Genomic DNA, 14,373 nt, shown 5'->3' on the forward strand with positions numbered 1-14,373 from the left:
TAGCACAGGCTTGCACGAGACGACTCATCGACGGGCGCCGCGACGGCGGCGCGTACCGTCCGTCACGGAATCGGAACGGGGCCATACTACCGACGGCGGGCGGACGCCCCATCAGTATTCGATGAATAGGTACACGAACGCGTCCGTTCCGACACTGTACCGTCGCATTTCTGTCGGCGATCTACTCGAAGGGTGTTGCTTCGCACACATATGGGCGGCGTACGTGTTCGTCAGCGGCGGCGTTTCGCGCGCGACACCGGACGCAGTCCCGGTAACTGCCGTCTTCAAACCGTCCGTCGAAACGGTTCGGTGTTCGTGACTATTACCGTTCAGAACGGTCAACTGCGTCGGGGACGAATGCGGGTCGTAACGGTTCCCTTTCTGGAAGGTATCTCACTCAGAAATAAGGAATGAGATAGAATATTTGTACAGTTGAACTACCTCCCTCTACAGAATAGCTTACGAACGTGAGCTAGAGCATTACAATAATTGACACTCTGTTTCGCCAGTCTGTAGCGCTCGATGACTGCTCTACTCACGACTAATGTCTGACGAACCAGAATCACGACACTGCACGGGGAATCGACCACAGAACGCTATCGGCGGCTCCTCTCGACGCACGTTTCTAAAGGGGTCGGCGGTCTCCGCTGGGATGCTGGCCACGGCCGGTTGCTTCGGGGAAAACTCCGCCACCGGTGAGGACGAGACGACGGGGATGTCCCCCGGCGACGGCGAGCCTGCACCGGGCGGGCAGGTCCGACAGTACACCGTCCACGCGATCGAGGCCGATATCGTCTACGACGCGTTCGGACTCCACCAACCGAAGGCCGCAATCTACGTCCTCGAGGAGAACCTCGTGGAGGCGCTGGCCGCGTCGGGCGTCACGCCGGACGACGCCTTCGCCGACCTGCCCGACGACGCGCGCGACAAGAAACGCGAGAAGAAAGACAAACACCGCGCCGATCTCAGCAAGAAAGAGCGGAAAAAAGCGAAGAAGAAACTCGAGACGGCTGACGCGGAGATCGAGGAGGCGAAGAAGCGCAAGGAGAAGGCGAAAAACGACAAGGAGCGCAAGAAAGCGCGGAAGGCGCTCCATCACGCACGCGAGAAGAAAGCGACGGCCAAGCGGAAGCTAGGCGACGTCGATACGACCGTCCTCCAGCCGCTGACGATCCGCGCGAACGCGGGCGACGTAGTCGAGATCGAGTTCGTCAACCACCTCGATCGGCACGCTTCGATGCACCAGACGGCGCTGCCCTACCAGGTGACGGAGTCCGACGGGGCGAACGTCGGTTTCAACACGGACACGACCGCGGCGCCTGGGGAGACGGTCGGTTACGAGTGGTACGCGACCCACGAGGGGACCCACTTCTTCCACGACCTCGCCAATCCGGCGTTCGACAGCGCCGACGCGCCGCCGGAGGAGGCCAACCTCGTCTCCCGCGGCCTGTTCGGTTCGGTGGTCGTCGAGCCGCCGGAGGCGACGTGGACCCACCCCGAGACCGGCGAGGAACACCGCAGCGGCGTTCGCGCGGACGTTCACGTGCCCGGCGACGACGAGCCGTCCCACCGGGAGTTCATCCTTCACTACCACACGCCCGAGGGCGTCTATCCCGCGGACGGCGGGGAGTTAGTGTGGCCGGGGACCGACGAACCACAGACCGTACACGCGATCAACTACCGTGCCGATCCGACCGGCAGCCGACTAGGGCCGGAGGGACTGGCCCAGATCGACGAGGACATTACCCTCGAGGAGGCCACCGAGTTCTTCTACAACTCCTGGCTGTTCGGCGACCCCGGCGGTGGCGACAACGTCTACCGGACGTACGTCGGCGATCCGGTGAAGATGGTCGCCGTTGGTGCCTCCCACGAGGAGCGCCACGCCCACCACCAACACGGCCACCGCTGGAAGGAGACAGAGCGCGAGGACGCCGACACGATCGACGCCCAGAACCTCGGCTTCGGCGGGACCCACGAAACGCGGCTGGTCGTCGCTCACGGCGGCGTCGGCTTCTTCAACGTGCGTCCGCTCGGTTTCGGTCCCGGGGAGGTCCCCGATCGACTCGAAGGTGGCTTGAACCTTGTCGAGGACGACCTGAACCTCGAGGGAGAGGCCCTCGGAGAGGATCCCGACGGCGTCGCCGATCCGCTCACGTCCGCGCGGCCACAGATGAGCTTCGAGGAGGCATTCGAGGTCGGCGCCGGCGGCGCCCACCGCAGCGCCGGCGACTTCCTACTGCACTGCCACCTCTTCCCTCACTATGCCGAGGGCATGTGGGGCAGTATGCGCGTCTACGACAAGGAGCAGGACGATCTCCAACTGCTCGAGAACAACGCGCCGCCGCTGGACGAGGACGATGAGACCCCCGGCTTCCCCGACTTCATCCCCGGCGAGCAGGGGGAGATTCCGCCGCAGCCGCCGTACGACTTCATCCGGGATCCGACGCCCGAGGAGGCCGCGGCTCTCGGCGATATCATCCCGGGAGCGCCGTACACCGACCCGTGTGACCCCGAGGTCGGAACCGAAGAGTTCGGCGGGCCGGCGTCCGGTGAAGACGCGCCGGTACGCGAGTACGACATCTTCGCGGTGCCGTCCGAACTGGTCTACAACGACGCCGGCGACCACGACCCCGAGGGGCAGGTGTACGTCTTGGAGGAGAACCTCGTCGATGTCCTGACGGGGAAGATGAACCCCGAGCCGCTGGTGATCCGCGCCAACGTCGGCGACTGCGTGGAGATCAACCTGACGAACCTGATGCCCGACGGTCGGTCGAACCACATCCACTTCGTCTCCTACGACGTCCTCGGCTCGGACGCGCTCTCGAACGGCTTCAACTACGACCAGACGGCGTACCCGGGCGAGACGATGCCCTACCGCTGGTACGCCGACGAGGAAGGGACGATCTTCTTCCACGACCACATCAACGGGATCGAGGAGGTCATGAAGGGTCACTTCGCCGCGCTGATCGTCGAACCCGAGGACTCCGAGTGGCTCGATCCCCACACCGGCGAGCCGATCGAGTCCGGATCGCAAGCGATCATCACCCAGCCCGACGGCGATGATTTCCGCGAGTTCGCCCTGCTGTACCACGACTTCGCGCCGCTACGTAATCGGCAGGGGAACTTCGTCAACCCGCAGGAGGAACACAACCAGAACGCCGGCGTGATGGCGATGAACTACCGGAACGCGCCGTACTATCGCCGCGGCAACGACCCCGATCCGGCGTACGTCCACAGCTCCTACGTCCACGGCGACCCCGAGACGCCGACGCTCGAGGCCTACCACGGCGATCCGGTCCGGATCCGGCTGGTCATGGGCCCCTACGAGGAGCAGCACAACTTCCACATCAACGGCATTCAGCTGAACCCGGCCGGCGTGAACCCGGAAGACTCCGTCTCCCAGGCGATCCACATCTCGGAGGCGTTTACCTTCTTCCTCGAGGCCGACGCCGACGACCTCCCGAACCCGGACGGACTGCCGGTCTACGACCACCTCTACGGTTCGGGGGTCGTCGACGACCTCTGGGACGGCATGTGGGGTATTCACCGCGTCTTCGACGCCGAAGTCGATCACCTGCAGCCCCTGCCCGACCGCAGCGCGCCGGAGGGCGAGATCACCGAGGAGCAACTTCGCGAGATGGGTCACCCCGCGCCGTTCCTCGACTGGGAGGAACTGGGCCGCAAAGCGTGGCTCACCTACCCCGAGGACGTCCAGCAGCAGTACGGTCTCGGCAAGGAAGCCCTCGACGAGGAGTGGCAGCGCGACCTCGTCGAGGCGTTCGAACAGACGAAACAGCAGGGACTGCTCTCGAAGTTCCTGCGCGGCGAGCTCACGCTGAAGGACCTCCTCGAGGCCCTCGGGTTCAGCCGGAAGGAGTTCGAGGACCGAACGGGGATCGATCCGAAACGACTGCAGAAGCGCCTCGACGAGTTCGACGGAATCGGCCGCGTCGACAAGCCGCCGTTCCCGCCGGACAGGCCGGCCCGCCGGAACCCGAACATCGGCGAGATCCCGCCGCAGGCGCCCGATCCGGGAGACGAGTGTCCCGACGACGCGATCGTCCGCGAGTACGACGTCACGGTCTTCCAGACCGACATCGAGTTCAACGAGTACGGCGACCACGATCCCCACGGGATCGTCTTCGCACTCGACGAACACGTCGACGAGATCCGCGCCGGCGAGCGGCCGGCGACGCCGCTGACGATCCGGGCCAACGAGGGCGATTGCGTCCAGATCAACCTCACGAACGAACTCCCGGCTGACTTCACCCCGGATCACGCCCACCCCGAGATGCGGACCCGGGAGCAGGACCTGGGCATCGAGTGGGACGAATCGAACCGCGCCTCGCTGAACCCGCAGCGCCTCGAATACGACGTACAGGGCTCCGACGGAGCGACGATCGGCTTCAACTTCGACCAGACGATCGCGCCCGGCGAGACGATCACCTACCGCTGGTTCGTCGACCAGCAGCTGGGTACGTCGATTCTGTGGGACATGGCGGACATCCGCGGCCACCGCCACCACGGCGCCTTCGGCCGGCTGCTCATCGAGCCCGACGACTCGACCTGGCTCGATCCCCGCACGGCCGAGCCGCTGGCCGACCACGGCGACCGGTTCGCGGCGGCGACGACGGCCGAGAGCATCATCGTTCCGAGCGACGGGCCGGCGTTCCGCGAGTTCCCGCTGTCGATCAGCGACGGGCGGTACATCATCAACCGGCAGAATCCCGACGACTGCGTGGTGCCGCCGGGTCCCGACAACGATTCCGACGCGCCGTGTAATCAGATCCCGGACGATCCCGAGGATCAGGGGTACATGGCGATCAACAACCGTGCGGAGCCGTTCATCAGACGGTTTCAGACCGGATCCGACGAACAACACCTCGTCTTCGACTCCGAGGTCCACGGCGACCCGGCCACGCCGGTGTTGAACGCGTTCCTCGACGACCCCGTCCGGATTCGCGTCAACCACACCGCCGACAAGGCCCGGGGCGTCGACTTCCACCTCGCCAGCCACCAGTGGCTCCGCCATCGGAACGTCCCCGAGTCCGAGATCATCGGCGTCAGCGACCAGTTCATGCCGGGCAAATCGCGCCGCGTCGACCCGCTCGGTGGTGCTGGCGGTCTCGTCGACAGCGTCGGCGACCACATCTACCAGGAGACGAAGATGCGACGCCGCCTCGAGGCCGGCGCCTGGGGAATCTTCCGCGTCGGAGAGGACGACGACGACTTCACCGACCTCGTCCAGCCGCTGCCCGACCGCGTGCCGAAGAAACGCCGCGATCCGAAGAATCGGCAGGGGTGGACGGTCGCCTCCGGCGACTGTAACGGCAACGGCGAGACGGACATCTTGATCGGCGTCCCCGACAGCCACGTCGGCGGCGTCGACGCCGGAGCCGCGTACCTGTTCTACGGCCCGGTCGACGAGAAATCGATCACGGATCTCTCCGATGCCGACGTCCAGTTCGTCGGCAAGCCGGGCAAGCGCGTCGGTACCGATGTCCACATCGGCGACGAGACGATCTATCTCGACTCGAAAGGGCAGAAGGCCCGGTACGCCTTCGACGGAACGAAGACGCGCCGCGGATCGGTCAGTGTCGACGACGCCGACCGGAAGAACTGATCAATCGCGCGGTCGGCTCTCTCCGGGACCCGAATCTATTTTTCGCTGTCACGTCGAACGAGACCCATGAAACAGCGACGCTGTCCCGACTGCGGCGTGACGATGGAACCGGTTCCGGTACGTGACGGCGAAAGCATGGGGCTCTCGATCGCGACCGGCGAGCGGGAGGGACTGCTGGGCAAACTCGGGTTCAAGAACCGGGCGAAACTGCAGGGCGTCTGCTGTCCCGAATGTCAGCTCGTCCGGTTGTACGCCGAGGAGGAGTGACGCGCTCGAGTCGACGGGTCTGGGACTCGAGTCAGAACTACTCGAGGCTCCCTTCGGTCGCCGCTCGAATTTCGCCGACGCTCGCGTCGGTCTTGAACGTCGTGCCGCCGTAGTGGGCCGGCGAGGCCGCGTAGCCGGCCTCGCGGAGGTCGTCGAGGAACTCGTCCATCGCGTTCGCGGGCAGCCCCCAGTTCTTGCAGAGTTTGTGCTGGTCGTAGTGGGTCGGTTCGTCGACCTCGGCCTCGAGGGTCTCGCAGAGCTCCCGCGCCTTCTCGGCGGTGCCGAACGCGTCGGGGATCGCCGACCGGACCGCGGCGACGAACTCAGTGTCCTGCACGGGGCCGAGCCAGACCGGGCCGGCGGTGAGCAGGCGGTTGCCGCCGCAGTGGGGACAGCTCTCGAGCGGATCGGCGACCTGTCCGTGCTCGGTCTCGCGGTAGAGGCAGTCCTCGCAGTGGTAGATGTGCCCGAGGTGCTCGAGGGCGGCGTCGGCCGCGCTCGCCTTCCGGTCGAGTTCGAGGTAGGTCCGGACGTAGTGGCTGGTCGCGTGGGTCAGGATCGGCTCGACGCCGACGTCGAAGCGGGCGCCGCTGCGGGCGAGCGCGGAGACGAGGATCCGAACGCCCATCTCGGGGTGGTAGTCGGTGTTCTGGGGCACCGCGCTGTAGGAACGGACGCCGCTGTTGAAGTGAGCGCCACAGAGCGGCGCGGTGTCGGTCGCCGTCACGCAGAGGAGGTCTCGACAGCGGGCGAAGGCAGCGTCGGCGAAGGGCATCGGCGTCCCGTAGGGATCGAGGTCGATCACATCGAACATCTCGTCGTGCATGAGCGCATTGACGTTGCGGTGTTCGACGCGCGCCTCGTCCGCAAGGTCGTTTCGCTCGAGGTTCTCCCGCGCGAGGTCGACGGCGTCTGCCTCGAGATCGCAGCAGGTGACGTCCCAGCCGTCGGCGGCCGCGCGGATCCCGCGGACGCCGCTGGCGGTCATCGCGTCCAGGTAGCTCTCGGCGCGCTCCTCGCGCTCGCGGAAGGTCCGCAGCGTCGCGATCGTCAGGTCTCGGTTCAACTCCTGTCTGGGGTTGTAGAACACCGACTCCTCGATGCCCTCGGTCTGTTCGCCGGGGACCTCGAGATCGATCCCGCCCTCGGTGACGCGCATACCCCCTGTCGACGGGCGACCGCGAAAAACGCCGTGGTCTGTGCCGGGGCCGCCGATCACTGGAACGAAACTCGAGACGAATATCCACTCTCGGCAGTAATCGCTGCTTACCGGGCGTCTCCGCTGTTTTGCGGGTTTTCTCGAGACGCCTCTTCGAGATACGCCCGTCCATCAACCCTCGATATAACCGCGAAACCGTCGTTGAAAGTGGCGTTTTGTTACCGACTCAGTGGAAAACGTTTTGTACCCGACGGTACTGTCGTTCGAACAACGATGTCTTGGGATAGCATACCACAAAGTGGCGGGCGATCACGCGCTGACGCGACCGCGACGGATCAAACGGAGCGGATCCGTCCGTGATCGATCCGTCGGCCGACGATCGGCTCCGGATCGCCCTGCTGAACGCGGCGCACAAACGCGAGAGCACGCGACGGAACTTCGAGCGGGAACTCGACGCGGAGCTCGTCGAGTTTCACTGTCCCTCCGGCGAACTCCCCGACACGTTCGACTTCGACGCCTGCGTCGTCACCGGATCGAGCGCCTCCGTCTACTGGGATCGGCCGTGGATCGGCGCGTTAACGGAGTGGGTCGGCGAGGCCGTCGCGGCCGGACTGCCGTTTCTGGGCGTCTGTTATGGCCACCAACTGCTCGCGGACGTCCTCGGCGGCCGCGTCGAGGACATGGGCGAGTACGAGATCGGCTACCGGGCCGTCGAACACGACGGAGCGAACCGGCTGCTGACCGGCGTCGACGAGGAGTTCACCGTCTTCACCACCCACTCCGACCGCGTGGCCGCGGCGCCGCCGGACGCGACGGTGTTCGCCAGAAACGAGTACGGCATCCACGGCTTCCGACGAGACCGCGTCTTCGGCGTCCAGTTCCACCCCGAGTACGACATGACGACGGCCGAACGCGTGACCGCCGGGAAGGATGGCGACCTCGAGCCCGAGCGGATTCGGTCCGTCATGGAGGGCATCGACGCCGAGCGCTACGAGACTGCCTGCGAGGCCAAACGGCTGTTCGACAACTTCGTCGGGTTCGTCCGCGAACAGCGGTCCGTCGAGTGCGGCGCCGACGTCGCCGGTACGGATACCGCTGCGACCGTCGGGGAGGCGTTCGTCGACGCCGATGCGACCGAATCTCCCATCGAGTCGTCGGCCGACTCGAGCCGGTCGTCCTGAGTCATCGCCTCGCTTCGAGCTGAGCCAAGCCGAGACGCAGCCGCAAGCTCACCCGTCGCGATCGTCGACCGCCGGCAGCGTCACCGAGAACGTCGACCCCTCGCCGGGTTCGGAGTCGACCCAGATCTCCCCGCCGTGGCGCTCGACGATGCGCTCACAGAGCGCGAGTCCGAGTCCGGTCCCGTCGTACTCCTCGCGGCCGTGGAGGCGCTGGAAGAGGTCGAAGACGCGGTCGGTGTCGGCCGGGTCGATACCGATGCCGTCGTCGGCGACCGAGATCGTCCATTCCGAGTCGATCTGCTCCGGATTTTCCCGCTCCGCGTCGGCTCGCTCCGCGGTAACGCGGACCCGCGGCGGCTCGTCACCGCTGTACTCGAGCGCGTTGGACAGCAGGTTCTGGAAGAGTTGGCGCAACTGATGGACGTCGCCCTCGACGCGGGGCATCTCCCCGACGCCGACCGTCGCGTCGGTTTCAGCGATCTGCACTTCGAGATCCGTCAGCACGTCCTCGAACACCGCCTCGAGATCGACGGGTTCGAACGGCTCGCCCTGGGTGTCGACCCGCGAGTACTCGAGGAGGGCGTCGATCATCTCGCGCATGCGGTCGGCGCCGTCGACCGCGTAGGCGATGAACTCCTCGCCGTCCTCGTCGAGGTCATCGCCGTACCGGCGCTCGACGAGCGAGAGGTAGCTCGTAACCATCCGCAGGGGCTCCTGTAAGTCGTGACTGGCGGCGTAGGCGAACTGCTCGAGCCGTTCGTTCGACGCTTCGAACTCGCGGTTGGCCGTCTCGAGTTGTTCGACCGTTTCGTCGAGTTCCGCCTTGATCCGTCGCAGCTCCCCGTTGCGGCGTTGAATCTCGAACGCGCGGGTTTTGGCCAGTGCGTCGTGGATCCCGACGCCGAAGCCGGCGACGCTGCCGAACGCCGTGAGGACCAGCGCCGCTCGAAACGGTTCGCTGACGCTCTCGGCCGGCTCGAGCTGATAGAGCACGAGGATGCCAAGTAGCAGTCCGGCTCCGCCGGTCGCCCAGCGGCCGATCGTGGGGTAGTACTCGGGGCGGATGTCGGTCCGCGGCAACCGATAGCCGGCGTAGAGCAACACCAGCCCGGGGACGCCGATGAAGCTGGCGACGAGCGCGACGTTCGACGTCGAGCCGCCGTCGGTCAGTCGCTGGGCCGCCCACGCGACCGCAAAGGCGACGTACAGCGCGCCGAGGAGTGTGATCGTCACTCGGCCACCGATTGCGGACGGAACCCTAGTCCGACTGCCCATTGGTGCTACTGGGGTCGGACGGTATTTTTGGCTTGCGACGAGGTCTCTCGGCGCTCGGCGCGACAACCAAACCGATTTTACAGTTGGGCGCACAGTTGCGGTCGTGCCGGAGGCCAACCCAGTCGAGCGATGGCAGGCGGACCTCGAGGAGACCGGCGAACTCACCCCCGAGATCGTCGACCGGATCTCCAGGGTCCACGGCGACCGCGGGGTCCGCGCGATCGAGGCGGTCGGCGAGAATCGGGTGAAGGCCTACCGCGATTTTACGATCGTCGTCGGCTACGACGACGAGTACATCGTCGAGGACGGGGGCTGTACCTGCAAGGACAGCGAGTACAACTTAGACGCCGACGATCCGACCGAGCAGTGCTGGCACGCCCTGGCCGTCGCCATCGCCCGCCGGGTCGGCCACGTCGACTACCACGACATGTGGTACTCGGAGGTTCGCGAACTGCTCTGAAACTCGTGCCAAGTTAGTCTTCTCTCAGAGCACCCTGTCAGACGCCCACTATCGCCTCAGGTTTACTACCGTGCGGTGGCGCGCGCTGAACTGCGTCGAACGAAGGGTGAGACGCAGTTCGAAGCCGTGCGAGGGATGAGCGAGCGGTGCGAGGGATGAACGGAGTGAATCCCTCGGAAGCGAACGGTGACCAACGGGAACCGTGAGCAGTGAGTGAATCGGTTGGGGAGGAAGTGGCAATCCCCGTTGCCACGGTAGTAGGATACTTCTCGAGTCATCCGCCGTTCGTCTCGAGTCTCGTCCGATAGGTTTTCGTTCGCCTCGAGACGTACCGCCGAAAATCGCTGCTAATCGGACTCGTTACAGGCGGCAATGATGACCTCGGGGTCGTCGATCAACCGGTTTTCCATGTAGTTGCCCTTCCCCTTCCCGGCCCACTTGCGCTCCTGGTCGATGATCGAGAGGAACTCGAGTTCCGAGAGGATGTCCCGGATGCGGCGCAGCTTCAGATGTTCGGAGCCGTCGCGGTCGCAGAGGCGCTTGTAGAGGTCGTAGACCTCGTTGGTCGTCACGGGCGCGTCGTCGCCCTCCTTCTGCTGGGTCAGCAGCGCCATCGCCTCGAGGACGAGTTTCGCGTGGCTGGGGCTCTTGGAGATGAGTTCGGCCAGCCGGCTGGTCTCCTCGCGCTCGTGGGCCTGATCGACGCAGGACTCCGTGACGGTCTCGAGGGCGTTCTCCTCGGCGATCTCGCCGGCGAAGCGGAGGATGTCGATCGCCTTCCGCGCGTCGCCGTGTTCGCGAGCAGCGAGCGCGGCCACGCGCGGGATGACGCCGTCCTCGAGAACGCCCTCGTGGAACGCGTCCGACCGGGAGCGGAGGATCTCGCGAATCTGGGTCGCATCGTAGGGCGAAAAGACGTACTCGCGTTCGCAGAGGCTGGACTTGATCCGCTCGTCTAACGAGTCCTTGTAGCGAACCTTGTTCGAGATACCGATGACGCCGACCGTGCTCTCGGTGAGCTTGCCGGATTCGACGGCTCTCGAAAGTTGCATCAGAATGTCGTCGTCCTCGATCTTGTCGACCTCGTCTAAGATTATCAGAGCGACGTCGTAGCGGGTGTCGACGATGTGCCACAGCCGCCGGTAGTACTCAGCCGTGCTCAGCCCCGAGTGGGGGATCGAGACGTCGGTCTCGGCGTGGTCGTTGAGCTGATGGCCGGCCGACTGGACGGCCTGGGTTTCCGTCGATTCCTGCAGGCAGTCGACGTACGCGACGCCGATCGAGACGTCGTTACCCTCCGCACGTTCGATGGCCTGGTTCGTGATGAATTTCGAACAGAGGGACTTCCCGGTTCCCGTCTTCCCGTAGACGAGCACGTTGTTCGGCGTGTTCCCCCGCGTGGCCGGTTTGATCGCGTTCGCGAGGTTCGTCAGTTCGTCCTCGCGGCCGATGATCCGGTCGCCGTCCGGGAGATGCGAGACCTGCAGGAGTTCCTTGTTTCGGAAGATCTCGTTCTCGCTGCCGAAGTAATCCATCGAATCCGACATTCAGGTACTAGGGACAGGACGCCGGAGCACCTTAAACGCTCGGAACCGCAGTGCCGCTGTATAAACAGGATTCCGTCGAGAGCGTTTCTGAAATGCAACAATCACACCCCGGAGTGCCGCTGTATAGGCGGCGATACATCGCTTGGTTCCGCTGTATCGATTTCGGACCGTCCCGGGGCGACCGTCGAGGGACAGCCGCGCGGGGAACCCCGGAGTGCCGCTGTATAGCTGTGGCCACACCCCGCGGTTCCGCTGTATAGCCACGTCGAGTTACCGGGTCACCCGTCGGGGGACCCCGGAGTGCCGCTGTATGCCGGTAGGTCACACGCGACGGCTGGCGCCCGCTCGACCGGAACGGAGACGGAGTCACACGGCCGTTATCGGGAAGATCGGGAACGACCTGACGAACAGGGCGGATACCGTAGTTCCGCTGTATCGGATAAAAAGGGTTTCTATAGGAACTGCACCGGTCGGTTTCCAGACCGCGGTGCCGCTGTATGCGGACACACACACCCCGCGGTGCCGCTGTAACGGTGTGGCGGTGGGTGTCGACTCGAAGCGGAGGTCGGGAGGGGGCACTCACGGACCCACCGCGGTGTGGGACAGTCACTGACGCGCGGCGAGCGTGCCGACACGGACGGCAACGGGAATGACAATCGACTCGACAGCGCCAGTTCCGGGAGACTCCACCATAGAGCGTCCCACAGAACTGCTGGTCAACGTACCGCGACGAACTCGCCGCTCGAGGCAGTGCCCGAAACAACGAGAGGATCGACGGTCTCGGCCGCTGATTCAAAACGGGGGGCTGATTCAGAACTGGGGGCTGATTCAGAACTGGGCGCTGATCCGGAACGGGGGGCTGATCCAGAACGAGGGGTGGAGTTCGCCTCGAGCGGCGAGCCCTCGTCCAATACCAATTGGACGATAATTTGTCCAATACACTCAATGGACGTTGACACAGATATAGTATTTAGTAGTGGTGATTAGCTTTGGCTTCGAACAGTAACTGGAAGCGGTCCAGCAGTTGCTCTCAACGGATTCCGGCATTTTCTCGAGCGACGCGGGATCTCTCGGATCTATACAGCGGCAACGAGGGGTGTGTCTCTCGAGTCCACCTACTGCTCTCGTGTAGATCAAGAACGGAGACCAAACACCAACGAACGGCAACCGGATAGCCGACCGGCAAGCAGACAAGCGAGCAACAATCGCTCGAGAGAACTCGAGCAGTCGAGTCGCGATTACTCCTCGACTGCAGATTTCGACGAAGTTCCGCAGGATCTGCAACCCTGTCTCGCCCGCCCACCTTTTTCCGCTCGGGTTCGTTCGCGCTGCTCACTCACCACTCGCGCAAAAATCTGGACCAAAAACCGCTCACTCCCGCTGGTTGTTCGCGGCCGATTATTCTCGACTGCAGATCTCGACGAAGTTCCGCAGGATCTGCAGCCCCGTCTCACCGCTCTTTTCGGGGTGGAACTGCGTGCCGAAGACGGTCCCCTCCTCGTTGGCGACGATCGAGGGGAACTCGCGTTCGTAGTCGGTCATCGCGACCGCCGCGTTCTCGTCGTCAGGGACGGCGTAATAGGAGTGGACGAAGTAGGCGTACTGGCCGTCGACCCCCTCGACGAGTGGGTGGTCTCGCTGGACATCCAGTTCGTTCCAGCCCATGTGGGGCACCTTCTGGCCCTCCGCGAACCGGACGTTGGTGCCCGGGATCAGATCCAGTCCCTGGACTGCCGACTCGCCGTCGTTCTCGCCCTCCTCGCTGGTCGTCAGCAGCATCTGCATGCCGAGGCAGATCCCGAACAGCGGGGTACCGTCCTCGGCGACCTCCAGGAGGTCCTCGCGGAGCGGATCGGCGTTCTCGACGCCCTCGCGGAACGCGCCGACGCCAGGGAGGACGACGCCGTCCGCGTCGGCGAAGGCGACCGGATCGTCGGTGATTTCGACATCGGCGCCCGCGCGCTCGAGACCGCGGGTGACGCTCCGGAGGTTCCCCAGGCCGTAGTCGACGACGACGACCGAGGCGAGGGACTGCTCGCTAGAAGTCGAAAGCGTGCTCATACCGGTACTCGGTGCGGCGCGTTGAAGTCAATTACTGTTCGCGCAGTCTCGAGTACAAATTCCGTCTGCTCGAACGCTGGCGTGTTGTTCCAGCGGTCGGGAGTACAGCCGCTCAGAAGCCGTCGAGTCGCGTCTGCCCGCTGTCGCCGTCGCCGACGTCCGCCAGTTCCGCCGCCCGCTCGAGCGCGTTCTCGAAGGTCTCCTCCTGGCTGCGGTCGTACAGCGTCGCCGCCGGGTGGACACAGAGGAGGACTCGCTGTGGCGTCCCGTTGATTCGGACCTCCTCGAGCGAGCCGGCTTCCTTGGTTACCGCCACCGAGCGCCCGAGCAGGTGTTCGCTGGGGACCTTCCCCAGTGTGACGATCACGTCGGGATCCAGCCGGTCGATCTCGGTCTCGAGGTAGCCCCGACAGTTCGCGAGTTCGTCTTTCGTGGGGTCGCGGTTCTCCGGCGGCCGACAGCGCACGCAGTTGGTGATGCGGATGTCCGTCCGATCCAGACCGACCGTCCGCAGGCCGTCGTCGAGGACGGTGCCGCTGCGTCCGACGAACGGTTCGCCCTGTTCGTCCTCGTTGGCGCCGGGCCCCTCGCCGACGAACAGCAGGTCGGCGTCCCCGGGCCCGACGCCGTTGACGATCCGGCTCCGTGAGTCCACGAGTTTCGGACAGCGCGTACACTCGGTCACGCAGAGCCCGTCCATCGCTTCCGACTCGTCCATACGGTCTGAGACAGGCGGTCGCCTCCTACGTCTTTCGGGATACACCTCGTACTCGAGGCTATCGGCTCGTTCACTCGCGTGG

9 protein-coding genes are annotated in these 14,373 nt (G+C 64.9%); 4 read left to right on the top strand and 5 right to left on the bottom strand.

What is annotated here, in order from left to right:
* Window positions 1-652: 652 nt before the first annotated feature.
* Window positions 653-5,623 carry a multicopper oxidase domain-containing protein gene (locus EH209_RS06470; protein WP_249038756.1) on the top strand — a complete coding sequence of 1,657 codons (4,971 nt, stop codon included), beginning with the start codon at window positions 653-655 and terminating at the stop codon, window positions 5,621-5,623.
* 66 nt (window positions 5,624-5,689) lie between these two features.
* Window positions 5,690-5,890: a hypothetical protein gene (locus tag EH209_RS06475; protein WP_126662078.1), complete on the top strand. Its 201-nt coding sequence runs from the start codon at window positions 5,690-5,692 to the stop codon at window positions 5,888-5,890.
* A 37-nt stretch (window positions 5,891-5,927) separates the two neighbouring features.
* Here the strand turns inward: EH209_RS06475 and EH209_RS06480 are convergent, their stop codons facing one another.
* Window positions 5,928-7,049, bottom strand: a complete 1,122-nt coding sequence (locus tag EH209_RS06480) for a tRNA (guanine(26)-N(2))-dimethyltransferase (protein ID WP_126662079.1) — start codon at window positions 7,047-7,049, stop codon at window positions 5,928-5,930.
* 356 nt (window positions 7,050-7,405) lie between these two features.
* Between EH209_RS06480 and EH209_RS06485 the strand changes: the two genes are divergently transcribed.
* The gene (locus EH209_RS06485) at window positions 7,406-8,230 is read left to right on the top strand and encodes a type 1 glutamine amidotransferase (RefSeq protein ID WP_126662080.1); all 825 of its coding nucleotides are present in this window, start codon (window positions 7,406-7,408) and stop codon (window positions 8,228-8,230) included.
* A gap of 48 nt (window positions 8,231-8,278) precedes the next feature.
* Here EH209_RS06485 and EH209_RS06490 read toward each other — a convergent pair whose 3' ends face one another.
* Window positions 8,279-9,505 (bottom strand): sensor histidine kinase, encoded by a 1,227-nt coding sequence (locus tag EH209_RS06490; RefSeq protein WP_126662081.1) that lies wholly within the window; start codon window positions 9,503-9,505, stop codon window positions 8,279-8,281.
* Window positions 9,506-9,608: 103 nt separating this feature from the next.
* On the opposite strand from EH209_RS06490, the gene EH209_RS06495 reads away from it, so the two are divergent.
* The gene (locus tag EH209_RS06495; RefSeq protein ID WP_008893943.1) at window positions 9,609-9,965 is read left to right on the top strand and encodes a zinc finger SWIM domain-containing protein; all 357 of its coding nucleotides are present in this window, start codon (window positions 9,609-9,611) and stop codon (window positions 9,963-9,965) included.
* A 347-nt stretch (window positions 9,966-10,312) separates the two neighbouring features.
* On the opposite strand, the gene EH209_RS06500 is transcribed toward EH209_RS06495, so the two are convergent.
* The 3 genes from EH209_RS06500 to EH209_RS06510 all read right to left on the bottom strand — a co-directional run bounded on the left by EH209_RS06500 (window position 10,313) and on the right by EH209_RS06510 (window position 14,291).
* Window positions 10,313-11,512 carry a Cdc6/Cdc18 family protein gene (locus EH209_RS06500; protein WP_049914409.1) on the bottom strand — a complete coding sequence of 400 codons (1,200 nt, stop codon included), beginning with the start codon at window positions 11,510-11,512 and terminating at the stop codon, window positions 10,313-10,315.
* A 1,398-nt stretch (window positions 11,513-12,910) separates the two neighbouring features.
* Window positions 12,911-13,573, bottom strand: coding sequence for an imidazole glycerol phosphate synthase subunit HisH (gene hisH, locus EH209_RS06505; RefSeq protein WP_126662082.1), 663 nt, complete (start codon window positions 13,571-13,573; stop codon window positions 12,911-12,913).
* Between the two features lie 112 nt (window positions 13,574-13,685).
* Window positions 13,686-14,291, bottom strand: a complete 606-nt coding sequence (locus EH209_RS06510; RefSeq protein WP_126662083.1) for a uracil-DNA glycosylase — start codon at window positions 14,289-14,291, stop codon at window positions 13,686-13,688.
* Window positions 14,292-14,373: the final 82 nt, after the last annotated feature.

This window comes from Haloterrigena salifodinae (assembly GCF_003977755.1).
In the GTDB taxonomy this organism is placed as follows: Archaea; Halobacteriota; Halobacteria; order Halobacteriales; family Natrialbaceae; genus Haloterrigena; species Haloterrigena salifodinae.